The following is a 23,196-nucleotide window of genomic DNA, read 5'->3' on the forward strand; positions in this document are numbered from 1 at the left end:
GGTTCGCGATCACACCCCCCTCCTCCCATACGCTGGACCCGTGACCCCCGCAGATCTCTCCCGTACCGTGCTGGGCGCCGTGCGCCGTGCGGTTGAGGAGGGTGCCCTCGTGGGGCCGGTGGCGGTGCCCGAGAGGGTCACGGTGGAGCGACCGCGGCCCGGGGGCCGGGGGGACTACACGACCAACGCCGCACTGCGGCTCGCCCGTGACGCCGGGATGCCCGCGCTGCGGGTCGCCGAAGTGCTCGGTGAGCAGCTTGTCCGTCATCCCATGATCTCCGGGGTCGAGGTCACCGGGCCCGGGTTTCTCAACATCACGCTGGTCAGCGGGGCCGAGGGCTCCCTGGTGCGTACGGTGCTCGAGCAGGGCGGCCGGTACGGGTACGGCAAGAGCATGGCCGGTGAGCGGTGTGCGTACCGCCACTGCGCCGAGGTCAGGGCCACCGTGATGGCCGATGCCCTGCGGAGGCTGGCGTTCGCGCAGGGTGCCGTCGTACAGGACGGGGCCGAGGCGGCCATCGAGGTACGCCCCGTGCCCGCCGGGGCCGGTGCGGAAGAGCTGCTGCGGCGCTTCGGGGCCGATGCCACCCGCTGGGCCCTGCTGCGGGCCGCCGCGCACGACCGGCCGAAGCTGGACGACGGGCTGCTCGTGCAGGGCGAGGCCAGTCCGTTCTTCCGCGTGCGGTACGCGCACTCCCGCGCCCGCGCCCTGCTGCGGGCCGCCGAGCGGCTCGCCGTTCCCGTCTCCCACGAGGAGACCGTCGACGCGCCGGCGCTGCTGGGTGCCATCGGCGACTACCCGCGTGTGCTCGTCTCCGCCGCCGGCCACCGCGCCCCCGACCGTCTCGCGCGGCATCTGGAGACCACCGCCGACGCCTTCCTCGGCTTCCAGCACACCGTGCTGCCCCGCGGCGACGAGAAACCCTCGGCCGCCCACCGGTCCCGGCTCGCCCTCGCCGAAGCCGCCGGGACGGTGCTGGCAGGCGGCCTGTCCCTGCTCGGCATCAGCGCGCCCGAATACGTGTAGGGAATGTGAGAAAGACAGTATGAGCCGTTCCGCCCACCCCGCAGGACCTCGCCACGGAGACGTACTGCCCGAGGGGCACTACTCCGCCCCGCCCGCCGACCTCAACGCACTCGACGAGAAGGTGTGGGCCCGTACGGTCACCAGGAACGGGGACGGGGTCGTCAGTGTCGGCGGGGTGGAAGTCACCCGGCTGGCCGAGGAGTTCGGCACCCCTGCCTACTTCCTGGACGAGGAGGACTTCCGCGCCCGCTGCCGCGCCTGGGCCGACGCCTTCGGCAACGACGCGGACGTGTTCTACGCCGGCAAGGCCTTCCTGAGCCGCGCGGTCGTGCGCTGGCTGACGGAGGAGGGCCTCAATCTGGATGTGTGTTCGGGCGGGGAGCTCGCCACGGCCCTCGACGCCGGGATGCCCGCTGAGCGGATCGCCTTCCACGGCAACAACAAGTCCGCCGACGAGATCGAGAAGGCCGTACGCGCCGGGGTCGGGCGCATCGTGCTCGACTCCTTCCAGGAGATCGTCCGGGTCGCGCACATCGCCCAGTCGCTCGGCAAGCGCCAGCGGGTGCAGATCCGGGTCACCGTCGGCGTCGAGGCCCACACCCACGAGTTCATCGCGACCGCGCACGAGGACCAGAAGTTCGGTATCGCGCTCGCCGACGGACAGGCGGCCGAAGCGGTCCGCAGGGCGCTGAAGCTCGACGGCATCGAGCTCATCGGCATCCACTCGCACATCGGCTCGCAGATCTTCGACATGGCCGGGTTCGAGGTCTCGGCCAGGCGCGTGGTGCGGCTGCTGGCCGAGGTCAGGGACGAGCACGGGGTCGAGCTGCCCGAGATCGACCTCGGTGGCGGTCTCGGTATCGCGTACACCCCGGACGACGACCCGCGCGAGCCCCACGAGATCGCCAAGGCCCTCAGCGAGATCGTCACCCGTGAGTGTGAAGCGGCCGGGCTGCGTACGCCCCGGATCTCCGTCGAGCCCGGACGGGCGATCGTCGGACCCACCGCCTTCACGCTGTACGAGGTGGGCACCATCAAGCCGCTCGCCGGGCTGCGGACCTACGTCAGCGTCGACGGCGGAATGTCCGACAACATCCGTACGGCCCTCTACGACGCCGAGTACAGCGTCGCGCTCGTCTCGCGTACGTCCAGCGCCGCGCCGATGCTCGTACGGGTCGTCGGCAAGCACTGTGAGAGCGGTGACATCGTCGTGCGGGACGCCTTCCTGCCTGCCGATCTCGCACCGGGCGACCTGATCGCCGTGCCGGCCACCGGCGCCTACTGCCGCTCGATGGCCAGCAACTACAACCACGCCCTGCGCCCGCCCGTCGTCGCGGTCGGGGGTGGGGAGGCGCGAGTGATCGTCCGGCGTGAGACGGAGGAGGATCTACTGCGCCTCGATGTCGGGTGATGTCGGGTGATGGAATATCTGTCTCGGGATATGGACGGTGCGCCGGAATCCGCCAACAGGTGAGTGAGACTGGTTCGCACCCTGAATGAAGAAACGGCTGTGCTCGATGAAAGGCGAAGGTCGGATGATGCGTACGCGTCCACTGAAGGTGGCGCTCCTGGGCTGTGGTGTGGTCGGCTCAGAGGTGGCCCGCCTCATGACGACGCACGCCGATGACCTCGCCGCACGGATCGGGGCCCCGGTGGAGCTCGCCGGGGTCGCCGTCCGCCGCCCCTCCAAGGTCCGCGAGGGGATCCCGCGGGAGCTCATCACCACGGACGCCATGGCGCTCGTCTCCCGCGACGACATCGACGTGGTCGTCGAGGTGATCGGCGGGATCGAGCCCGCCCGGGCGCTGATCACCGCGGCCTTCGAGCACGGCGCCTCCGTGGTCTCCGCCAACAAGGCGCTGCTCGCCGAGGACGGCGCCACGCTGTACGCCGCCGCCGAGAAGCACGGCCGCGACCTCTACTTCGAGGCCGCGGTCGCCGGGGCGATCCCGCTGATCAGGCCGCTGCGCGAGTCGCTCGCCGGTGACAAGGTCAACCGTGTGCTCGGCATCGTCAACGGCACCACGAACTTCATCCTCGACAAGATGGACACCTCGGGCGCGGGATACTCCGAGGCCCTCGACGAGGCCACGGCACTCGGATACGCCGAAGCCGACCCGACCGCCGATGTCGAGGGCTTCGACGCCGCGGCCAAGGCCGCGATCCTCGCAGGTATCTCCTTCCACACCCGGGTACGCCTCGACGACGTCTACCGCGAGGGCATGACCGAGGTCACCGCCGCCGACTTCGCCTCCGCCAGGAAGATGGGCTGCACCATCAAGCTGCTGGCGATCTGCGAGCGGGCGGCCGACGGGAAGTCGGTCACCGCCAGGGTCCATCCCGCGATGATCCCGCTCAGCCACCCGCTGGCCTCCGTCCGCGAGGCGTACAACGCCGTGTTCGTGGAGGCCGAGGCCGCCGGGCGGCTGATGTTCTACGGTCCCGGCGCCGGCGGCTCCCCGACCGCGTCCGCGGTGCTCGGCGACCTGGTCGCGGTCTGCCGCAACAAGCTCGCCGAGGCCACCGGACCCGGTGAGTCCGTGTACACCCAGCTGCCCGTGAGCCCCATGGGCGAGGTCGTGACGCGGTACCACATCAGCCTCGACGTGGCCGACAAACCTGGTGTGCTCGCCCAGGTCGCGACGGTCTTCGCCGAGCACGGCGTATCCATCGACACGGTGCGCCAGAAGGGCAAGGACGGCGAGGCCTCACTGGTCGTCGTCACCCACCGCGCGCCCGACGCCGCCCTTTCCGGGACGGTCGAGGCGCTGCGCGAACTCGACACCGTGCGTGGTGTCGCCAGCATCATGCGGGTTGAAGGAGAGTAGGCACCCAATGAGTACTCGCACGCACCAGTGGCGCGGCATCATCGAGGAGTACCGGGACCGGCTCCCGGTCACGGAGACCACGCCGGTCGTCACGCTCGGCGAGGGCGGTACGCCGCTCGTCGCCGCGGGTACCCTCTCCGAGGTCACCGGCTGTGAGGTATATCTCAAGGTCGAGGGTGCGAACCCGACCGGGTCCTTCAAGGACCGCGGGATGACGATGGCGATCAGCAAGGCCAAGGAGGAGGGCGCGCAGGCCGTCATCTGCGCCTCCACCGGAAACACCTCGGCCTCCGCCGCCGCGTACGGCGGGCGCGCCGGGATGGTCAGCGCCGTGCTGATCCCCCAGGGCAAGATCGCCATGGGCAAGCTCGGGCAGGCCCTGGTCCACGGGGCGAAGATCCTCCAGGTCGACGGCAACTTCGACGACTGCCTGGTGCTTGCCCGCGGGCTCTCCGAGAACTACCCGGTGGCGCTGGTCAATTCGGTCAACCCGGTCCGTATCGAGGGTCAGAAGACCGCCGCGTTCGAGATCGTGGACGCGCTCGGCGACGCCCCCGACATCCATGTGCTCCCTGTCGGCAACGCCGGAAACATCACGGCCTACTGGAAGGGCTACAAGGAGTACGCCGCGGACGCGGTGTCCACCCGCACCCCGCGGATGTGGGGCTTCCAGGCGTCCGGCTCCGCGCCCATCGTGCGCGGCGAGGTGGTCAAGGACCCGTCGACCATCGCCACCGCGATCCGGATCGGGAACCCGGCCTCCTGGGAGTACGCCCTGGCCGCCCGGGAGGAGTCGGGCGGCTTCATCGACGAGGTGACCGATCGTCAGATCCTGCGCGCCTACCGGCTGCTGGCCTCCCGCGAGGGCGTCTTCGTGGAGCCCGCGTCGGCGGCGTCCGTGGCGGGCCTGCTCAAGGCGGCCGAGGAGGGGAAGGTCGACCCCGGCCAGAAGATCGTCTGTACGGTCACGGGCAACGGCCTCAAGGACCCCGACTGGGCGGTCGCCGGAGCCCCCCAGCCGCTCACGGTGCCGGTGGACGCGGACGCGGCGGCTGAGCGCCTGGGCCTCGCGTAGGCGCTGCGCCGAAGTGCCGTCGGCCGGCTGCGGCGCAGCCGTGGCTGGTGGTGCCGTCCCCGCGGTCCTGTCGTGCCCTTCTTCGCGCTCCTTCGGGTGCTGCCGCGTCCGGCGCGGCGTGTTTCCGCCCAGGCGGAAATGCGCCGCGGCCGGACACCGCAGCCGCGAGGCTCCCGGCGCCGGACACGGGCGCACGGGAATCGCGGGGGCGCGCACGGGCCCCGTGCGGGAAGTGACCGGGGCTGCCGGGTGTGCGACACGCATCGCGTGCCTCCCCTGCGCCCTATGTCGCCGCTGAACCTTCCTTCGCTAGGCTGTGCTCAGCCGGCCCGCCGCATATGCCGCGGTGCTGCTGCCGTTTCGGCCCACGGGTCCTCGTCCGCCAGTGCGCGTCAGGCCCGATGTTCACGTCGATCAGAATCAGAATTCCGTCGACCAGAATCCGATCCAAGAACCAAGGAGTGTCGTCGAGCGATGGCCGGTCCCGCATTCCGTGCTGCCGCCGTCCGGGTGCGCGTCCCCGCCACCAGCGCGAACCTCGGGCCGGGCTTCGATGCCTTCGGCCTGTCGCTGGGGCTCTACGACGACGTCGTCGTCCGGGTGGCCGATTCCGGTCTGCATATCGACATCGCCGGTGAGGGAGCCGAGACCCTGCCCCGGGACGAGAACCATCTGCTCGTGCGCTCGCTGCGCACCGCCTTCGAGCTGCTCGGCGGGCAGCCGCGCGGCCTCGAGGTGGTCTGCGCCAACCGCATCCCGCACGGCCGCGGGCTCGGTTCGTCCTCCGCCGCCATCTGCGCCGGTATCGTCGCCGCCCGCGCGGTGACCATAGGCGGCGACGCCCGGCTCGACGACGCCGCGCTGCTGGAGCTCGCCACCGACATCGAAGGGCACCCCGACAATGTCGCGGCCTGTCTGCTCGGCGGGTTCACCCTGGCCTGGACGGAGGCCGGTGCGGCCCGCGCCATCAGGATGGATCCATCGGATTCCATCGTTCCGGTGGTTTTCGTGCCGTCGAATCCGGTGCTCACCGAGACCGCCCGCGGGCTCCTTCCGCGTACGGTCCCGCATGTCGACGCCGCGGCCAACGCGGGTCGTGCCGCGCTGCTCGTCGAGGCTCTGACCAACCGCCCCGAGCTGCTGCTGCCGGCCACCGAGGACCGCCTCCACCAGGAGTACCGCGCTCCCGCGATGCCGCAGAGCACCGACCTCGTCAACCGGCTGCGCGCGGACGGCGTTCCCGCGGTCATCTCCGGTGCGGGCCCCACGGTGCTCGCGCTGGTCGACGACAGCACGGCCGACAAGGTCTCACGGCTCGCGGGTGAGGGCTGGGCGGCGAACCGGCTGGACCTCGACGGGGGCGGGGCCAGCGTGCTTCCGCTCGCCTCGTAGCGACACGGGATTGCCGGTGATGGAGAGGGGGAATGTTTGTTGGAGCCGGTAGTGTTAACCTCAAGTACGCAGCCCACATTCTTGTGGCGCGGTGCTTTGTGTCCCGATCCGGGACCACCCATTCTTCCGGGAGCCTCCCCAACTGCCTGAGCAGCCTGCCTGAGCAGTTTCGAGCACGCTCCGGAAACGGCACGACACCCCTCGCTCATACCGGGAGAGGGCCGAGCAGGGGGCTCGGGCCGACTTTGCACGTACATTTCCTCCGCCTACCCGGCGGGACTACCGCCCCGGCTTCGGTCCACGATCCGAAAGATCACGGACCAACGCCGGACAGCACAACCGGTCGCCGAGCCAGAAGGCCGACGTCCGCTCCAGGGAAGGACCCTTCGTGAGCGACACCACCGATCTGATGGGCGTGACTGCCGACAAGAGTGTCGACACCACCGCGCCCGCCGCAGGTGCTGCCTCTGGCACCACCTCACGGCGCCGCCGCTCCGGCACTGGCCTCGATGGCATGGTTCTGGCCGAGCTCCAGCAGGTCGCGTCCGGCCTCGGCATCAGGGGCACCGCGCGGATGCGCAAGAGCCAGCTGATCGAGGTCATCAAGGAGGCCCAGGCCGGCGGCGGACAAGCCGCTTCCCCGGCCAAGGGCGCCGACGCCGCGGCCGAGACCAAGCCGAAGCGCCGTGCCACCTCCAAGGCCCGCACAGGCGACGACAGCGCCGCGGCAGCCGAGCCGAAGGCCGAGAAGAAGGCCGTGGCTCAGCAGCAGATCGACATCCCCGGCCAGCCGGCCAGCGACGACGCCCCGGCCGGTGAGCGCCGTCGCCGCCGTGCCACGTCACCCGCGGGCAGCCCCGAGGGCGAGACCGCCGCGGAGGCGAAGGGCGACGTCAAGACCGAGGTGCGCGCCGAGGCCAAGACGGACACCCAGGCCGAAGCCGCCACCGACACGGCCGAGGGCCGCCGCGGCGACCGCCAGCGCGACCGGGGTGAGCGCGGCGACCGCCAGCGCGACCGTCAGCGTGAGCGCGGAGACCGCGGTGACCGCCGGGGTGGCAAGGGCGACGACCAGCAGGGCGGCGGCCAGCGTCAGCAGCAGGGCGGCGGCCAGCGTCAGCAGCAGGGCCCCCAGGACGACTTCGACGACGAGAGCGGCCGGCGCGGCCGCCGCGGCCGTTACCGCGACCGCCGTGGCCGTCGTGGCCGCGAGGAGTTCGCCAGCGAGCCGCAGGTCGCCGAGGACGACGTCCTGATCCCGGTCGCGGGCATCCTCGACATCCTCGACAACTACGCGTTCATCCGGACCTCCGGCTACCTGCCCGGCCCGAACGACGTGTACGTGTCCCTCGCGCAGGTGCGCAAGAACGGTCTGCGCAAGGGTGACCACGTCACCGGTGCGGTCCGCCAGCCCAAGGAAGGCGAGCGCCGCGAGAAGTTCAACGCGCTGGTCCGCCTCGACTCCGTCAACGGCATGGCGCCCGAATCCGGCCGTGGCCGCCCGGAGTTCAACAAGCTGACCCCGCTCTACCCGCAGGACCGGCTCCGTCTGGAGACCGACCCGGGCGTGCTGACCACCCGCATCATCGACCTCGTGTCGCCGATCGGTAAGGGCCAGCGAGGCCTGATCGTGGCCCCGCCGAAGACCGGCAAGACCATGATCATGCAGGCGATCGCCAACGCGATCACCCACAACAACCCCGAGTGCCACCTGATGGTCGTCCTTGTCGACGAGCGTCCGGAAGAGGTCACCGACATGCAGCGGTCGGTCAAGGGCGAGGTCATCTCCTCGACCTTCGACCGCCCGGCCGAGGACCACACCACCGTCGCCGAGCTGGCCATCGAGCGCGCCAAGCGCCTGGTCGAGCTGGGGCACGACGTGGTCGTCCTGCTGGACTCGATCACCCGTCTGGGCCGTGCCTACAACCTGGCGGCTCCGGCATCCGGACGCATCCTGTCCGGTGGTGTCGACTCCACCGCGCTCTACCCGCCGAAGCGCTTCTTCGGTGCCGCGCGCAACATCGAGGACGGCGGTTCGCTGACCATCCTCGCCACTGCGCTGGTCGACACCGGCTCCCGCATGGACGAGGTGATCTTCGAGGAGTTCAAGGGCACCGGCAACATGGAGCTCAAGCTCGACCGGAAGCTCGCCGACAAGCGCATCTTCCCCGCAGTGGACGTCGACGCGTCCGGCACCCGCAAGGAGGAGATCCTGCTCGGCAGCGACGAGCTCGCGATCGTCTGGAAGCTGCGCCGGGTGCTGCACGCGCTCGACTCGCAGCAGGCCATCGAGCTGCTGCTCGACAAGATGAAGCAGACGAAGTCGAACGCCGAGTTCCTGCTCCAGATCCAGAAGACGACTCCGGCGCCGGGCAACGGCGACTGACGTCGGATCACAGGCCGGGCTCGTAAGAGCGCTCTACAAGGCCGCCCCATCACTTTCGAGTGATGGGGCGGCTTGTTTTGCTGGGTACCATCCCGCACTGGTCAACCTGTAGTTGACGTGCGTATCATCTGCTGATCGACGTGGGGGGATTCCACCACGCAGTACCGCCGAGGTCGGGGGGCCTTGACGGCGGTGCTGCCCACACCTGTGTGTTGCCCCACCACGAGCACAGTTTCTTCCGGCGGGCGGTTGCGCTCCGCCGGTTCTCACGAGGGGTTACGAGTGCAGATACGCACCCGTGGTGGTCGGCACAAGCGCCGTTTGAAGCTCGCGCTCCCGGCCGTGGCCGCAGCAGTCGCGCTCGCAGGAGCGGGCATCGCGTTCACCGGATCGGACTCGGCGGAAGCCGGCGAGGCGGTGACACCGATCGCTGGCCAGGTGCTGAAGCCCGCCCCGCTGTCGAAGGCCGAGCTGAGCAAGCGCGTGGCGGCCGCGATCAAGGCCGACCAGCGGAGCAAGCGCACGCTCGTCAAGCAGCCGGAGCCGGAGGCCGCCGCGCCCGCCGAATCCGGTAAGACCGCCGAGTCCGCCGGGTCCGGTACGGCCGCCCGCAGCGCGCCGAGCGCGCGCATCATCGGCGGCACGGAGACCACGATCTCCCAGGCGCCGTGGATGGCCCAGCTCCACTTCTGGGATGCCGAGGGCAACGGCTACTTCTGCGGTGGCGCGGTCATCGCCCCGACGAAGGTCGCCACCGCGGCGCACTGCGTCAAGGGCATCAAGTGGTACCGGGACGGTGCGGTCATCGTCGGCGCCGACCAGATGGCCACCCTGAACGACGACGGCACCATGAACGCGCACGGTGGCCAGCTCCGCGGCGCCTACCGTCAGTGGAACCACCCGTCGTACAACGGCATCGCCATCGACAACGACGTGGCCGTCCTCACGCTGGACGAGGCGGTCTCCGTCAAGCCGCTGCCGCTGGCGCAGCCCTCCGACAGCGGCCTGTACAAGGCGGGCAACGACGGCAAGGTCTACGGCTGGGGCCGCACCAGTTCCACCGAGCCGAACAGCGGCTCGGACGTGCTGAAGGTCGCCGACGCCGACATCGTCTCGGACACCTCCTGCGCCGCCGCGTACCCGGAGGCGACGGAGACCGCCGCCAAGTTCATCAAGGGCCACATGCTCTGCGCCGGCGCCGCCCCGACCGGGGACGACGCCACCACCGAGACCACCTGCAACGGCGACTCCGGCGGCCCGCTCGTCGTCAACGGCAAGCTCGCCGGTGTCGTCTCCTGGGGTGACATCGACTGCTCGGCCGAGGGCAAGTACGGCGTGTACGCGAAGATGTCGACGTACTCCGCTCCGGTCCAGTCCCGGGTCGACGACGCGAACCGCAGCAACGACCACACTGCCGACCTGGAGGCCCGCAGGGCCTCGGACAACACCCTGTTCGGGTGGACCTCCAAGGTCACCTCGTTCAGCCGCACCCTCAACGACGGCTACTTCGGCGGCTACAACATGCTCGTTCAGGGCGACCTGAACCGCGACGACTACCAGGACATGGTCGTCCGCGCGAGCAACGGCTCCGTCTACTGGGACCACTACGTGCCCGCGACGCAGGAGTGGGAGAGCAAGCTGCTGTCCACCGGCTGGGCCAAGAACAAGCACTTCGTGCTGCCCGGCGATGTCACCGGCGACGAGCTCCCCGACCTCCTCACCGTGAACTCCACCGGCTACATCTACCTCTACCCGGGTAAGGGCAACGGCGGCTTCGGCGCCCCCGTCAAGCTCGGCGGCGGCTGGGGCCAGTACGGCATGGTCCGCGGCCACGGTGACTTCACCGCTGACGGAATGCCCGACCTGATCGCCCGCGGTGCTGACGGGTCCACCTACCTCTACAAGGGCAACGGCAAGTCCACGGCGTTCGAGCCCCGCGTCCTGGTCGGCAAGTTCAGCCCGAGCAGCTTCAACGCCCTGATCACCGTGGGCGATGTGAACAGCGACGGCCACGCCGACCTGCTGGTCCGCGACTCCACCGGCAAGATGTGGCTCTACCCGGGCAACGGCAAGTCCTCCGGCGGGATCTTCGGCACCCGCAAGGACTTCGGTACCGGCTGGCAGGCCTACAACCTGTTCGGCTGAGTCCCACTGAGCCAGACCCGGCAGCCGGTCCGGGTGCGAGTGCCCGCCGTGCGTCACGCACGGCGGGCACCGTCGTTTTTGAGCCGCCCCCCGTGCTCAAGGGTGGGACGTTCGCCACACGCCGCCCCCGGAGCCCGGCGGCGGGCGCGTAGCCGCGTCTCGCAGATCGCCGCGGAAACCGCAGGTGAATCGAGGTCTGTGTGCGCCATTTCACAGGGAACGCACCGCTCCTCCTTCTGCGGTCGCTACGTGACTCTCACGGTCCTCTTAGGTCCCTGTGCAACCCTTCTCATCGCCCTGCCGTCATACAAGTGGCGTAACAAAATTTGACATGGTGGACAAACCATGCGGGAACGCGACGGCGGGGACAGAGGACCGACAAGGACTCGAGGGGATATGGCCGATCAGACCAAGGGCAGTCGAATACGCGCGACCGGCAAGCGCCGCAAGCCGCCCACGGGGCGGCGCCGCGCCGTGACGGCCACCGCCTGGGTGGCCGGCGGTCTGGTGCTCGTCGGCGGATCCGGCATCGGCTACCTCTACTTCAAGCTCAACGGCAACATCCAGGGCGTCGACATCAACGCCCAGCTCGGCGCCGACCGTCCCGACAACGTGGACAACGGCTCGATGGACATCCTCGTCCTCGGCTCCGACTCCCGCGCGGGCGCCAACTCCGAGTACGGCCCCGACGAGGGCGGCGCGCGCTCCGACACCGCGATGATCGTGCACGTCTACGAGGGCCACAAGAAGGCCGCGGTCGTCTCCGTGCCCCGCGACACCCTCATAGACCGCCCGGACTGCACCGACGGCGACGGCAACGAGACCAGCGGCCAGTCCCGCGCCATGTTCAACACGGCGTACCAGGCAGGCGGCCCCGCCTGCGCGGTCAAGACCGTCGAGCAGATGTCCGGCATCCGCATGGACCACTACATAGAGGTCGACTTCACCGGCTTCAAGAAGATCATCGACGAGCTGGGCGGCGTCAAGGTCACCACCAGCAAGGCGATCAAGGACGGCAAGAGCCATCTCGATCTCGAACCGGGCACCCACACCCTCGACGGCGAGCAGGCCCTCGGCCTCGTCCGTACCCGCAAGAGCGTCGGCGACGGCAGCGACCTGGGGCGGATCCAGCTCCAGCAGGCGTTCATCAAGGCACTGATCCAGCAGGTCAAGAGCGTCGGAGTGTTCAGCAGCCCGGACAAGCTGTACGGCCTCGCCGACAGCGCCACCAAGGCGATCACCCCGGACTCGGAGCTCGACTCGGTCAAGGAGCTCATCAGCTTCGCGAACGGCCTCAAGGGCCTCGGCGCCGACGACGTCAACATGATCACGCTGCCCGTCGAGTACGACAAGATCGACCCCAACCGCGTGAAGCCGCTGGAGAAGCAGTCCCAGCAGGTCTGGAAGGCCCTCGCCGCGGACAAGCCGATCCCCGCCTCCGCTACCAAGGGCGCCATCGAGGGCGAGGCGAAGGGCATCGTGCAGTAGTCGTGCGGTAGCCCGCGACGAAGCCCCGGCGCAGACGGAGGCCCCGTTCGGGGAAGCCGGGAATAGCTGCTGCCTCACCCCGGTTTTGGGAGATACGGCCGGTCCTGGCAGACTGGTACGTCGGCCCCGGTTCACGTACGTGCACCCCGCGCGTGCGACCCGGTGCCCTCCCGAATCTAGGAGAAACCCTTGAAGCGCGACATCCACCCCGAGTACGTCGAGACCCAGGTGAGCTGCACCTGTGGCGCGTCGTTCACCACTCGCAGCACGATCGACAGCGGCACCATCCGTGCCGAGGTCTGCTCCGAGTGCCACCCGTTCTACACGGGCAAGCAGAAGATCCTCGACACCGGTGGCCGTGTGGCCCGCTTCGAGGCCCGCTTCGGCAAGGCTGCCGGCTCCGCCAACAAGTAGCGAGCCACTGCGCCGGTTCCCGGCCACCCCCGCGCGGGGCGGCCGGGACCGGCGCTTTGCCGTCACCGCTCTCCGCGAGGGCCCGGGACACCACCCCGGACCGGCGACAGCGTCGTCCCCGCAGCACTTTCGTACGCATACCAGGAGCCCCCGATGTTCGAGGCGGTCGAGGAACTGATCGGCGAGCACGCCGATCTCGAGAGCAAGCTCGCCGACCCCGCGGTCCACGCCGACCAGGCCAACGCGCGCAAGCTCAACAAGCGCTACGCCGAGCTGACCCCGATCGTCGCGACGTACCGCTCCTGGAAGCAGACCGGGGACGACATCGAGACGGCCCGTGAGCTCGCCAACGACGATCCCGACTTCGCCGCCGAGGTGAAGGAGCTGGACAAGCAGCGCGAGGAGCTCACCGACAAGCTGCGGCTGCTGCTCGTCCCGCGCGACCCCAGCGACGACAAGGACGTCATCCTGGAGATCAAGGCGGGTGCGGGTGGCGACGAGTCGGCGCTCTTCGCCGGCGATCTGCTGCGCATGTATCTGCGCTACGCCGAGCGCGTGGGCTGGAAGACCGAGATCATCGACGCCACCGAGTCCGAGCTCGGCGGCTACAAGGACGTTCAGGTCGCGGTGAAGCTCAAGGGCAATGCCACTCCCGAGCCCGGCCAGGGTGTCTGGGCGCGGCTGAAGTACGAGGGCGGGGTGCACCGCGTGCAGCGGGTGCCGGCCACCGAGTCCCAGGGCCGTATCCACACCTCGGCCGCGGGTGTGCTCGTCACCCCTGAGGCCGAGGAGGTCGATGTCGAGATCAACCCCAACGACCTGCGGATCGACGTCTACCGCTCCTCCGGCCCCGGCGGGCAGTCCGTCAACACCACCGACTCCGCGGTGCGCATCACACACCTGCCGACCGGTGTCGTCGCGTCCTGCCAGAACGAGAAGAGCCAGCTCCAGAACAAGGAGCAGGCCCTGCGTATCCTGCGCTCCCGGCTGCTCGCCGCCGCGCAGGAGGCGGCCGAGCGGGAGGCCGCCGACGCCCGCCGCAGCCAGGTCCGCACCGTGGACCGCTCCGAGAAGATCCGTACGTACAACTTCCCGGAGAACCGGATCTCGGACCACCGCGTCGGATTCAAGGCGTACAACTTGGACCAGGTGCTCGACGGGGAACTGGACGCGGTGATCCAGGCCTGTGTCGACGCCGACTCCGCAGCGAAGCTCGCCGCCGCGTAAGCGTTACGGGGCGGGCGAGCCGAGAACGTCCAGTAGTTAGCCGAGCAAGACAGAACCGACCGGCCCGGAGGACCAGCGTGCAGTCGCTCCCGGGGGGACGACCCCCGTACCCCCGATCCCTGCTGCTTGCCGAGGTGGCCCAGGCCACCCAGCGGCTGGCCGACGCCGGCGTGCCCTCGCCCCGCTTCGACGCGGAGGAGCTCGCGTCGTTCGTGCACAGCGTCAAGCGCGGTGAGCTGCACCTGGTCAAAGACGCGGACTTCGACGCCCGCTACTGGGAGGCGATCGCCCGCCGCGAGGCCCGCGAACCGCTCCAGCACATCACCGGACGTGCCTTCTTCCGCTATCTGGAACTCCAGGTCGGCCCCGGTGTGTTCGTGCCGCGGCCCGAGACCGAGTCCGTCGTCGGCTGGGCCATAGACGCCGTGCGGGCGATGGACGTGGTCGAGCCGCTGGTCGTGGACCTGTGCTCGGGCTCCGGGGCCATCGCCCTCGCCATCGCGCAGGAGGTGCCGCGTTCCCGCGTGCACGCCGTGGAGCTGTCGGACGACGCGATCCACTGGACCCGCAAGAACGCCGAGGGCTCCAGGGTCAGCGTCCACCACGGGGACGCGCTGCGCGCCCTGCCCGAGCTCGACGGCCAGGTCGACCTGGTGATCTCCAATCCGCCGTACATCCCCCTCACGGAGTGGGAGTACGTCGCCCCCGAGGCACGCGACCACGATCCGGACATGGCGCTGTTCTCCGGCGAGGACGGCCTCGACACCATCCGCGGCATCGAGCGCACCGCCCACCGGCTGCTGCGCCCCGGCGGCCTCGTCGTCGTGGAGCACGCCGACACCCAGGGCGGTCAGGTGCCGTGGATCTTCAACGAGGAGGCCGGCTGGGCGGACGCGGCCGACCACCCCGACCTGAACAAGCGCCCGCGGTTCGCGACCGCGCGCAAGGCGATGCCGTGACGTGCCCGCACCCGGTGATGTGCGGCGCCCCGGTGGGGGTCTCCCCGGCCGACGAACACGGGGAGAACGAGTGACCACATACGAGGAGGCCCGCTGATGGCTCGGCGATACGACTGCAACGACGCGACGGATCGCACCACCGGTCTGCGCGAAGCGGCATCGGCCGTGCGCCGCGGCGAGCTCGTGGTGCTGCCCACCGACACCGTGTACGGCATCGGCGCGGACGCGTTCAGCAGTGAGGCCGTCAGCGATCTGCTGGCAGCGAAGGGCCGTGGCCGCAATATGCCCACGCCCGTGCTCATCGGCTCGCCGAACACCCTGCACGGTCTGGTCACGGACTTCTCCGAGAAGGCCTGGGAGCTCGTCGACGCCTTCTGGCCGGGCGCGCTGACGCTGGTCGCCCGGCACCAGCCGTCGTTGCAGTGGGACCTGGGCGACACCCGGGGCACGGTCGCCATCCGGATGCCGCTGCACCCGGTCGCGATCGAGCTGCTCACGGAGGTCGGTCCTATGGCGGTGTCCTCCGCGAACCTGACCGGGCACCCGGCGCCCGAGGACTGCGACGCCGCGCAGGACATGCTCGGCGATTCCGTCTCCGTGTACCTCGACGGCGGACCGACCCCCGGCATCGTGCCGTCCTCGATCGTCGACGTCTCCGGGAAGATCCCGGTGCTGCTGCGTGCCGGGGCGCTCGACGCGGACGAGCTGCGGAAGGTGGTACCCGACCTCGAGGTGGCGCCATGAGTGAGGCGCACGGCCGAGGACCGGCCCAGTGATCGCCCCTGAGAGGCGTGGCATAGGTGTGGCGAACGGCGTCGACACCTTCAGAATCCTTCACGTCAGCACGGGCAACGTGTGCCGCTCGCCGATCACCGAGCGGCTGACCCGGCATGCCCTCAGCCACCGGCTCGGGGATCCGCTGGCGGGCGGGCTGATCGTGGAGAGCGCGGGCACGTGGGGGCACGAGGGCGCCCCGATGGAGCCCAACGCGGAGACGGTCCTGACGGACCTCGGCGCGGACCCGAGCGGCTTCACCGGGCGGGAGCTGCTCGACGAGCACGTCATCCGGGCCGATCTGGTGCTGACGGCGACCCGTGACCACCGAGCGCAGGTGATCTCCATGGGCCACTCCGCGGGACTGCGCACGTTCACGCTGAAGGAGTTCACCCGGCTGGTCCGCGCCATAGACCCGGCGACGCTGCCGGATCCGCGCTGCGACGGCTTTGTGGAGCGGGCCAGGGCACTGGTGCGGGCCGCCGCCGCGCTGCGCGGGTGGCTGCTCGCGCCGAGCGCGGAGGCGGACGAGGTGTACGACCCGTACGGCGCGCCGATCACGTTCTTCCGCTCGATCGGTGAAGAGATCAACCTGGCGCTGGACCCGGTGGTGACGGCGCTCACCGGCGTGCCCGCAGGCCGCTGACGGGTGCGCCGCGCGGGTGCCGACCGGGGAACGCCCCAGCGGAGCCGCTGAGGGGCGGAGCCCGGCGCCCTGGGGGCGTCCAGCGGCCTTGTCCCGTCCGAACCCGGCCTTGATGCCGTCCCGTCATCCCCAGCGGCGCACACGCCGGCTGCGGCACTCCTCCTGGGCGGCCCCGTAGAAGGGCGACCTCCACCAACCTTCGATGGGCCCCGCCGCCGCGATGTGTCCCCTCGGCCCCCACCCCCCGGCTCCGGAGGGCCGGGGAGACCCGTGCATCTGACGCCGCACGCCGGCCCACTCGGGATGACGGACAGCCCTCATTCCGGACCGTAACCGTGGAACGGGCGCGCAGCCGGGCTCGCACCGGCCTACATTGGATCGCACGAGCCCTTCTGATGCCCGGAGCACACGATGCCGGTCAGCAGCACTGAAGCATCAGCCGCGTCACCCGCCTCAGCCGTGACGAACGCGCCAGCCCCGTCGCACGGGCCGGCCGCCGCGGCCGCCGTCCGCTCACCCGAGCTCGAGGCACTGCGCCGGCAGGATCCGGAGATCGCCGAGGTCATCCTTGGCGAGTCGGTGAGACAGTCCGACAGCCTGCAGCTCATCGCTGCCGAGAACTTCGCCTCGCCCGCCGTGCTCGCCGCACTCGGCTCGCGGCTCGCCAACAAGTACGCCGAGGGCTACCCGGGCACGCGCTACCACGGCGGCTGCGAGCTCGTCGACACCGCCGAGCGCATCGCCGTCGACCGGGCGAAGGCGCTGTTCGGCGCGGAGCACGCGAACGTACAGCCGCACTCCGGTTCGTCCGCGGTGCTCGCCGCCTACGCCGCCCTGCTGCGCCCCGGGGACACGGTGCTGGCTATGGGCCTGGCCTTCGGCGGACACCTGACCCATGGCTCCCCGGCCAACTTCTCCGGCCGCTGGTTCGACTTCGTCCCGTACGGCGTCGATGCCGAATCCGGTCTGATCGACTACGAGCAGATCCGCGGGCTGGCCCGGGAGCACCGGCCCAAGGCCGTCGTCTGCGGGTCGATCTCCTACCCCCGGCACCCCGACTACGCCGCGTTCCGCGAGATCGCCGACGAGGTGGGCGCGTATCTCATCGTGGACTCGGCCCATCCGATGGGCCTGATTGCCGGGGGAGTGGCACCGAACCCCGTCCCGTACGCGGATGTCGTGTGCGCCACGACCCACAAGGTGCTGCGCGGCCCGCGCGGCGGGATGGTGCTGTGCGGAAGCCATCTCGGCGAGCGCATCGACCGGGCCGTCTTCCCGTTCACCCAGGGCGGCGCCCAGATGCACACCATCGCCGCCAAGGCGGTCGGCTTCGGTGAGGCGGCCACGCCGGCCTTCGCGGAGTACGCCCGCAAGGTCGTGGCCAACGCACAGGTGCTCGCCGGGGCCCTGGCCGAGGAGGGCTTCGCCGTCACCACGGGGGGCACGGACACCCATCTGATCACGGCGGATCCCGCCCCCCTGGACCTGGACGGGCGCGTGGTCCGCGGACGACTCGCCGCCGCCGGGATGGTCCTGGACACGTGTGCGCTTCCTTACGGTGACGGGCGCGGGATCCGGCTGGGCACCGCGGCCGTCACCACCCAGGGCATGGGCGAGGCGGAGATGGCCCGGATAGCGATGCTTTTCGGCCTGGCGCTTCGGGCGCCGGGGGACGGTGACGACGCACGCCGCATACGCGAAGAGGTGCGGGAACTGGCCGGAGGATTCCCGCCCTACTGAGCCCGGGCCGAGCCTGGTTCGAGCCCCGGCCGAGCAGCGGTTCGAGCAAGGATCGAGCCTGGTGCAACCGACCTCACCATCCGGAAGTCCTCACTCACAGGGCCAACAAAGCTAGGGTGTGGGGCTTAGATGGCCAGCGATACCTGTGGGGCAGCCCGTGCGTGATTACCTGCTGACGCTCTGTGTCACGGCCGCGGTGACCTATCTGCTCACCGGTCCGGTGCGGAAGTTCGCCATCGCGACCGGAGCGATGCCGGAGATCCGCGCCCGCGACGTACACCGAGAACCGACTCCGCGGCTCGGTGGCATCGCCATGTTCTTCGGCCTGTGCGCGGGGCTGCTGGTCGCGGACCACCTGTCCAACCTGAACAGCGTCTTCGAGCTCTCCAACGAGCCGCGCGCCCTGCTCTCGGGCGCCGCGCTGATCTGGCTGATCGGTGTGCTTGACGACAAGTTCGAGATCGACGCGCTGATCAAGCTGGGTGCCCAGATGATCGCCGCCGGCGTGATGGTCGTCCAGGGCCTGACGATCCTGTGGCTGCCCATCCCGGGCATCGGCACGGTCGCACTCACACAGTGGCAGGGCACCCTGCTCACGGTCGCCCTGGTGGTCATCACCATCAACGCCGTGAACTTCGTGGACGGTCTCGACGGCCTCGCGGCGGGCATGGTGTGCATCGCCACCGCCGCGTTCTTCCTGTACGCGTACCGCATCTGGTACGGCTACACGATCGAGGCCGCCGCTCCCGCGACCTTGTTCGCCGCGATCCTGATGGGCATGTGCCTGGGCTTCCTGCCGCACAACATGCATCCTGCCCGGATCTTCATGGGCGACTCGGGATCCATGCTGATCGGACTGGTGCTGGCGGCGTCCGCGATCTCGGTGACTGGCCAGGTGGACCCGGACGCGCTGAAGCTCTTCGAGGGCGGTACGCGAGAGGCCACCCACGCGGCGCTGCCGGTCTTCATCCCGCTGCTGCTGCCGCTGACCATCATCGCGATCCCGCTCGCCGACCTGCTGCTGGCGATCGTCCGCCGCACCTGGAACGGGAAGTCGCCGTTCGCCGCCGACCGCGGCCATCTGCACCACCGGCTGCTCGAGATCGGGCACTCGCACAGCCGTGCCGTGCTGATCATGTACTTCTGGTCGGCGCTGATCGCCTTCGGCGTGGTGCTGTACTCGGTGCACAGCGCCTCGATGTGGATCGTGTTCGCGATCGTGGTGCTGAGCGCACTCGGGCTCGTCCTGCTGCTGCTGCCGCGCTTCACTCCGCGCGCGCCGCGATGGGCGGAGGCCTTCGTGCCGCCGCGCTACCGCCGTCGCCGACCCGGGGGGGTGCGGTCCGCGGCCGCGTCGCCGTACGAGGAACTGGACGGGATCACGGCGGCCCTGCTGGACGCGGAGGGCGCGAAAGACTCGGAGGAGCGGGTTCCGGTTCCCGCGGGGATCAACGGGGCAACGGCCATCGGTGCCCGTTCGCGGTTCACGGATCGGCGTAAGGCTGGAACGCCGGGTTGACGGAAGTTCACCGCACGGGCGGTGCCGTGCGGTGCGCGTGGGTCGCAAGAGCATGACGGCGCGGACCCGCACGCCACATTCGCGGCTAATACCAGACAAACAGCCCTTCTGTCGTGCACACACGCGCGCGGTCACTCTCATGTGTGAGAGTTGGCACACCTCTGGGTAAAGACCTATTCAAATAGTTTGTGATACGGTTCACGAGAACCGGATACAGAGCCGAAGGACCGTAGTGCGACGGTCCCCTTGGCCCCGAGACTCGCCTCGGACCGGCTCTACGCTCGTCCATGACGACACCACTGCCCCCACCACTCAGCGGAGCTGCCGCCATGCTGTCCAACGACGCCCGCACAGTCCTCCAGGCCGCCGTACCCACCACCGCCGTCGGCGTGATCGCGACGGTTGTGAGCGGGGTGGTCGCCGGGGGGAAGGGTGCCGTCGGAGCGGTTGTCGGCACCGTGGTGGTCATCGCCTTCATGGGCGCCGGGATGGTGGTGCTCCAGCGCACCGCCAAGCAGTTCCCGCACCTGTTCCAGGCGATGGGGCTGCTGCTCTACACGGCCCAACTGCTGCTGCTGTTCGTGTTCATGGCGGCTTTCCGCAACACCACCCTGTTCCACTCGAAGGCCATGGCCTTCACCCTGCTCGCGACGACCATCGTCTGGGTCGCCGCGCAGGCCCGCGCCTACATGAAGGCCAAGATCCTTTACGTCGACCCCGAGTCCTCGACGGCCGAAAGGCCCGAGAAGACTGGGTCGACGGCATGAGGGGTAGGGGCGGGATAAATGCCCGTTCACGATCCTGCTATCGTCCGGTGCCAACTGCGGCACTGCGGGCGCGGGCATCACAGCTGACGCCTGTCCCAGCGCGAGGCATGATGCCGAACTGCCGCCCCCTTACCTGCAAGACCAGTCCAGTGCCGACCCGCGGCTGTGTGCCGCGCCGACACAACGAGGTTGCCGTACCTATGCGCCACGCTGAAGGAGCCCGCGGTGAGTGCTGACCAGACGCTTGCCTTTGACGCGAGCTGCCACATCTTCTCCGGATGTGGATTCCCTGCTCCGGGCCTGCACACCTTCCTGTACGAGCCCATCTTCACCGTGGGCGGCTTCGAGTTCAGCAAGCCAATGCTGCTCGCGCTGCTGAGCTCGATCGTGGTCGTCGCGTTCTTCTGGGCCGCCTTCGGTAAGCCCAAGGTCGTCCCGGGCAAGCTCCAGATGGTCGGCGAGTCCGGATACGACTTCGTGCGCCGGGGCATCGTCTACGAGATCATCGGCAAGAAGGACGGCGAGAAGTACGTCCCCTTCATGGTCTCGCTGTTCTTCTTCGTATGGATCATGAACCTCTGGTCCATCATCCCGCTCGCCCAGTTCCCCGTGACCTCGCTGATCGCCTTCCCGGCCGGTCTGGCCCTGATGGTCTACGTGCTCTGGGTCTCCCTGACCTTCAAGAAGCACGGCTTCGTGGGCGGCTGGAAGAACATCCTGGGCTACGACAAGTCGCTCGGCGCGATCCTCCCGCTGATCATGGTCCTCGAGTTCTTCTCGAACCTGATCATCCGGCCCTTCACGCACGCGGTCCGACTGTTCGCGAACATGTTCGCCGGTCACCTGCTGATCGTGATGTTCACTCTGGCCACCTGGTACCTGATGAACGGCCTCGGCTTCGTCTACGCCGGCGCCTCGTTCGTCATGGTCATCGTGATGACCGCCTTCGAGCTCTTCATCCAGGCCGTCCAGGCGTACGTCTTCGTGCTCCTGGCCTCCAGCTACGTCCAGGGCGCGCTCGCCGAGCACCACTGAGCCAGCCCGCTCCCCCGATACCAGCAATCATCGGTGGCCAACCCCCACCGGTTCGTGAAAGAGAAGGAAGTAACGGCATGTCCGCTGCTCTCGAGATGGTCAACCTCGCCGCCGGTGCCAGGGAGAACGTCGTCGGCAACGTCGCCTCCATCGGTTACGGCCTCGCCGCGATCGGCCCCGGCGTCGGCGTCGGCATCATCTTCGGTAACGGCACCCAGGCCCTCGCGCGTCAGCCCGAGGCCGCCGGTCTGATCCGCACCAACCAGATCATGGGCTTCGCTTTCTGTGAGGCGCTCGCCCTCATCGGCATCGTCATGGGCTTCGTCTACCAGTAAGCCGGACCGACAGCCCAACCCCCTTCACGGAAGGCACTGATGTGAAAGCTCTGCTTCTTGCGCAGGCTGAGGAAGCGCAGAATCCTCTGCTCCCGCATCTCGACGAGCTCGTCATCGGCCTGATCGCCTTCGCCATCGTCTTCGGCTTCCTCGCCAAGAAGCTCCTCCCGAACATCAACAAGGTTCTGGACGAGCGTCGCGAGGCCATTGAGGGCGGCATCGAGAAGGCCGAATCGGCCCAGATCGAGGCCCAGAGTGTCCTCGAGCAGTACAAGGCCCAGCTGGCTGAGGCGCGTCACGAGGCCGCTCGTCTGCGCCAGGAGGCGACAGAGCAGGGCGCCGCGATCATCACCGAGATGCGCGCGGAAGGCCAGCGGCAGCGCGAGGAGATCGTCGCCGCCGGTCACGCCCAGATCGAGGCCGACCGCAAGGCCGCGGCCACCGCGCTGCGCCAGGACGTCGGCAAGCTCGCCACCAACCTGGCCGGCAAGCTGGTGGGTGAGTCCCTCGAGGACCACGCCCGCCAGAGCCGCACCATCGACCGCTTCCTCGACGAGCTCGAGGACAAGGCGGAGTCGACTGGGGCCGCCCGATGAACGGAGCGAGCCGCGAGGCACTGGCTGCTGCGCGTGAGCGTCTCGACGCGCTGACCGACAACACGTCGGTCGACGCTGCGAAGCTCGCCGAGGAGCTGGCCGCCGTCACCGCGCTGCTCGACCGCGAGGTGTCGCTGCGTCGGGTCCTGACCGACCCGGCGCAGGCCGGCGAGGCCAAGGCCGAGCTGGCCGCGCGACTGCTGAGCGGTCAGGTGGACGGCGAGACCGTCGACCTGGTCTCCGGCATGGTCCGCTCCCGCTGGTCCCGGTCCCGGGACCTGGTGGACGCGATCGAGGAGCTGGCGAACTCCGCCGACCTCATCGCGGCCCAGCGGGCCGGGGCACTGGACGACGTCGAGGACGAGCTGTTCCGGTTCGGCCGGATCGTCGCCTCCAGCCCCGAGCTGCGGGCCGCGCTGACCGACCGGTCCGCCACGGCGGCCGCCAAGGGCGACCTGCTGCGCAGGCTGCTGGGCGGCAAGGCCAACCCGGTCACCGCGCGCCTGGTCATCCGTCTGGTGACCGCGCCCCGGGGACGTAGCCTGGAACAGGGACTCGAGTCCCTCTCCAAGCTCGCCGCGTCGCGCCGCAACCGCGTGGTCGCCGTCGTCACCTCCGCGGTGCCGCTGAGCGACCAGCAGAAGCAGCGCCTCGGAGCCGTGCTGGCGAAGCTGTACGGCCGCGAGATGCACCTGAACCTGGACGTGGACCCCGAGGTCCTCGGCGGGATCTCGGTGCAGGTCGGCGACGAGGTCATCGACGGCACGATCTCTGACCGGATCGCCGAGGCGCAGCGCCGTATCAGCGGCTGACCGGTCACCACAGGCGACCAGGCCACAACAG

General features: G+C 69.7%; 20 protein-coding genes. All 20 read left to right on the plus strand.

Annotated elements, in window-relative coordinates:
* Nucleotides 1-40: 40 nt before the first annotated feature.
* The 20 genes from nrtL to ABZ532_RS03635 all read left to right on the plus strand — a co-directional run bounded on the left by nrtL (nucleotide 41) and on the right by ABZ532_RS03635 (nucleotide 23,165).
* Nucleotides 41-1,027, plus strand: a complete 987-nt coding sequence (gene nrtL / locus ABZ532_RS03540; RefSeq protein ID WP_361279233.1) for an ArgS-related anticodon-binding protein NrtL — start codon at nucleotides 41-43, stop codon at nucleotides 1,025-1,027.
* A 19-nt stretch (nucleotides 1,028-1,046) separates the two neighbouring features.
* Nucleotides 1,047-2,438, plus strand: a complete 1,392-nt coding sequence (gene lysA, locus ABZ532_RS03545) for a diaminopimelate decarboxylase (protein ID WP_361279235.1) — start codon at nucleotides 1,047-1,049, stop codon at nucleotides 2,436-2,438.
* A 127-nt stretch (nucleotides 2,439-2,565) separates the two neighbouring features.
* Nucleotides 2,566-3,855 (plus strand): homoserine dehydrogenase, encoded by a 1,290-nt coding sequence (locus ABZ532_RS03550; protein WP_361279442.1) that lies wholly within the window; start codon nucleotides 2,566-2,568, stop codon nucleotides 3,853-3,855.
* Between the two features lie 7 nt (nucleotides 3,856-3,862).
* Nucleotides 3,863-4,930 (plus strand): threonine synthase, encoded by a 1,068-nt coding sequence (thrC, locus tag ABZ532_RS03555; RefSeq protein ID WP_361279238.1) that lies wholly within the window; start codon nucleotides 3,863-3,865, stop codon nucleotides 4,928-4,930.
* Nucleotides 4,931-5,404: 474 nt separating this feature from the next.
* A complete protein-coding gene (gene thrB, locus ABZ532_RS03560; protein WP_361279240.1) occupies nucleotides 5,405-6,322 on the plus strand; it encodes a homoserine kinase in 918 nt (305 codons plus the stop codon).
* Nucleotides 6,323-6,710: 388 nt separating this feature from the next.
* Entirely contained in the window at nucleotides 6,711-8,708 is a 1,998-nt protein-coding gene (gene rho / locus ABZ532_RS03565) for a transcription termination factor Rho (protein WP_361279242.1), read from the plus strand.
* 282 nt (nucleotides 8,709-8,990) lie between these two features.
* On the plus strand, nucleotides 8,991-10,853 hold the full coding sequence (locus ABZ532_RS03570) for a trypsin-like serine protease (RefSeq protein WP_361279245.1): 1,863 nt from the start codon (nucleotides 8,991-8,993) through the stop codon (nucleotides 10,851-10,853).
* A gap of 396 nt (nucleotides 10,854-11,249) precedes the next feature.
* Complete coding sequence (locus ABZ532_RS03575; protein ID WP_361279247.1) at nucleotides 11,250-12,341, plus strand: LCP family protein; 1,092 nt, start codon at nucleotides 11,250-11,252, stop codon at nucleotides 12,339-12,341.
* 189 nt (nucleotides 12,342-12,530) lie between these two features.
* Entirely contained in the window at nucleotides 12,531-12,755 is a 225-nt protein-coding gene (gene rpmE / locus ABZ532_RS03580; protein WP_361279249.1) for a 50S ribosomal protein L31, read from the plus strand.
* 153 nt (nucleotides 12,756-12,908) lie between these two features.
* Nucleotides 12,909-13,982, plus strand: a complete 1,074-nt coding sequence (gene prfA, locus ABZ532_RS03585) for a peptide chain release factor 1 (protein ID WP_361279251.1) — start codon at nucleotides 12,909-12,911, stop codon at nucleotides 13,980-13,982.
* A gap of 77 nt (nucleotides 13,983-14,059) precedes the next feature.
* A complete protein-coding gene (gene prmC / locus ABZ532_RS03590) occupies nucleotides 14,060-14,941 on the plus strand; it encodes a peptide chain release factor N(5)-glutamine methyltransferase (protein ID WP_361279253.1) in 882 nt (293 codons plus the stop codon).
* 96 nt (nucleotides 14,942-15,037) lie between these two features.
* The gene (locus ABZ532_RS03595) at nucleotides 15,038-15,685 is read left to right on the plus strand and encodes an L-threonylcarbamoyladenylate synthase (protein ID WP_361279256.1); all 648 of its coding nucleotides are present in this window, start codon (nucleotides 15,038-15,040) and stop codon (nucleotides 15,683-15,685) included.
* Nucleotides 15,686-15,713: 28 nt separating this feature from the next.
* Nucleotides 15,714-16,361, plus strand: coding sequence for a protein-tyrosine-phosphatase (locus tag ABZ532_RS03600; RefSeq protein ID WP_361279259.1), 648 nt, complete (start codon nucleotides 15,714-15,716; stop codon nucleotides 16,359-16,361).
* 411 nt (nucleotides 16,362-16,772) lie between these two features.
* On the plus strand, nucleotides 16,773-18,101 hold the full coding sequence (glyA, locus tag ABZ532_RS03605; RefSeq protein ID WP_361279261.1) for a serine hydroxymethyltransferase: 1,329 nt from the start codon (nucleotides 16,773-16,775) through the stop codon (nucleotides 18,099-18,101).
* 157 nt (nucleotides 18,102-18,258) lie between these two features.
* The gene (locus ABZ532_RS03610) at nucleotides 18,259-19,620 is read left to right on the plus strand and encodes an MraY family glycosyltransferase (protein ID WP_361279263.1); all 1,362 of its coding nucleotides are present in this window, start codon (nucleotides 18,259-18,261) and stop codon (nucleotides 19,618-19,620) included.
* Nucleotides 19,621-19,949: 329 nt separating this feature from the next.
* Entirely contained in the window at nucleotides 19,950-20,387 is a 438-nt protein-coding gene (locus tag ABZ532_RS03615) for a hypothetical protein (protein WP_361279444.1), read from the plus strand.
* A gap of 225 nt (nucleotides 20,388-20,612) precedes the next feature.
* Nucleotides 20,613-21,422: a F0F1 ATP synthase subunit A gene (gene atpB, locus ABZ532_RS03620; RefSeq protein WP_361279265.1), complete on the plus strand. Its 810-nt coding sequence runs from the start codon at nucleotides 20,613-20,615 to the stop codon at nucleotides 21,420-21,422.
* A 77-nt stretch (nucleotides 21,423-21,499) separates the two neighbouring features.
* Nucleotides 21,500-21,757 carry an ATP synthase F0 subunit C gene (gene atpE, locus ABZ532_RS03625; protein ID WP_361279267.1) on the plus strand — a complete coding sequence of 86 codons (258 nt, stop codon included), beginning with the start codon at nucleotides 21,500-21,502 and terminating at the stop codon, nucleotides 21,755-21,757.
* A 41-nt stretch (nucleotides 21,758-21,798) separates the two neighbouring features.
* Nucleotides 21,799-22,353 carry a F0F1 ATP synthase subunit B gene (locus ABZ532_RS03630; RefSeq protein WP_361279269.1) on the plus strand — a complete coding sequence of 185 codons (555 nt, stop codon included), beginning with the start codon at nucleotides 21,799-21,801 and terminating at the stop codon, nucleotides 22,351-22,353.
* Complete coding sequence (locus tag ABZ532_RS03635) at nucleotides 22,350-23,165, plus strand: F0F1 ATP synthase subunit delta (protein ID WP_361279271.1); 816 nt, start codon at nucleotides 22,350-22,352, stop codon at nucleotides 23,163-23,165. The genes ABZ532_RS03630 and ABZ532_RS03635 overlap by 4 nt, the downstream gene beginning before the upstream one ends.
* Nucleotides 23,166-23,196: the final 31 nt, after the last annotated feature.

It is taken from the genome of Streptomyces sp. NPDC019396, from assembly GCF_040632375.1.
In the GTDB taxonomy this organism is placed as follows: Bacteria; Actinomycetota; Actinomycetes; order Streptomycetales; family Streptomycetaceae; genus Streptomyces.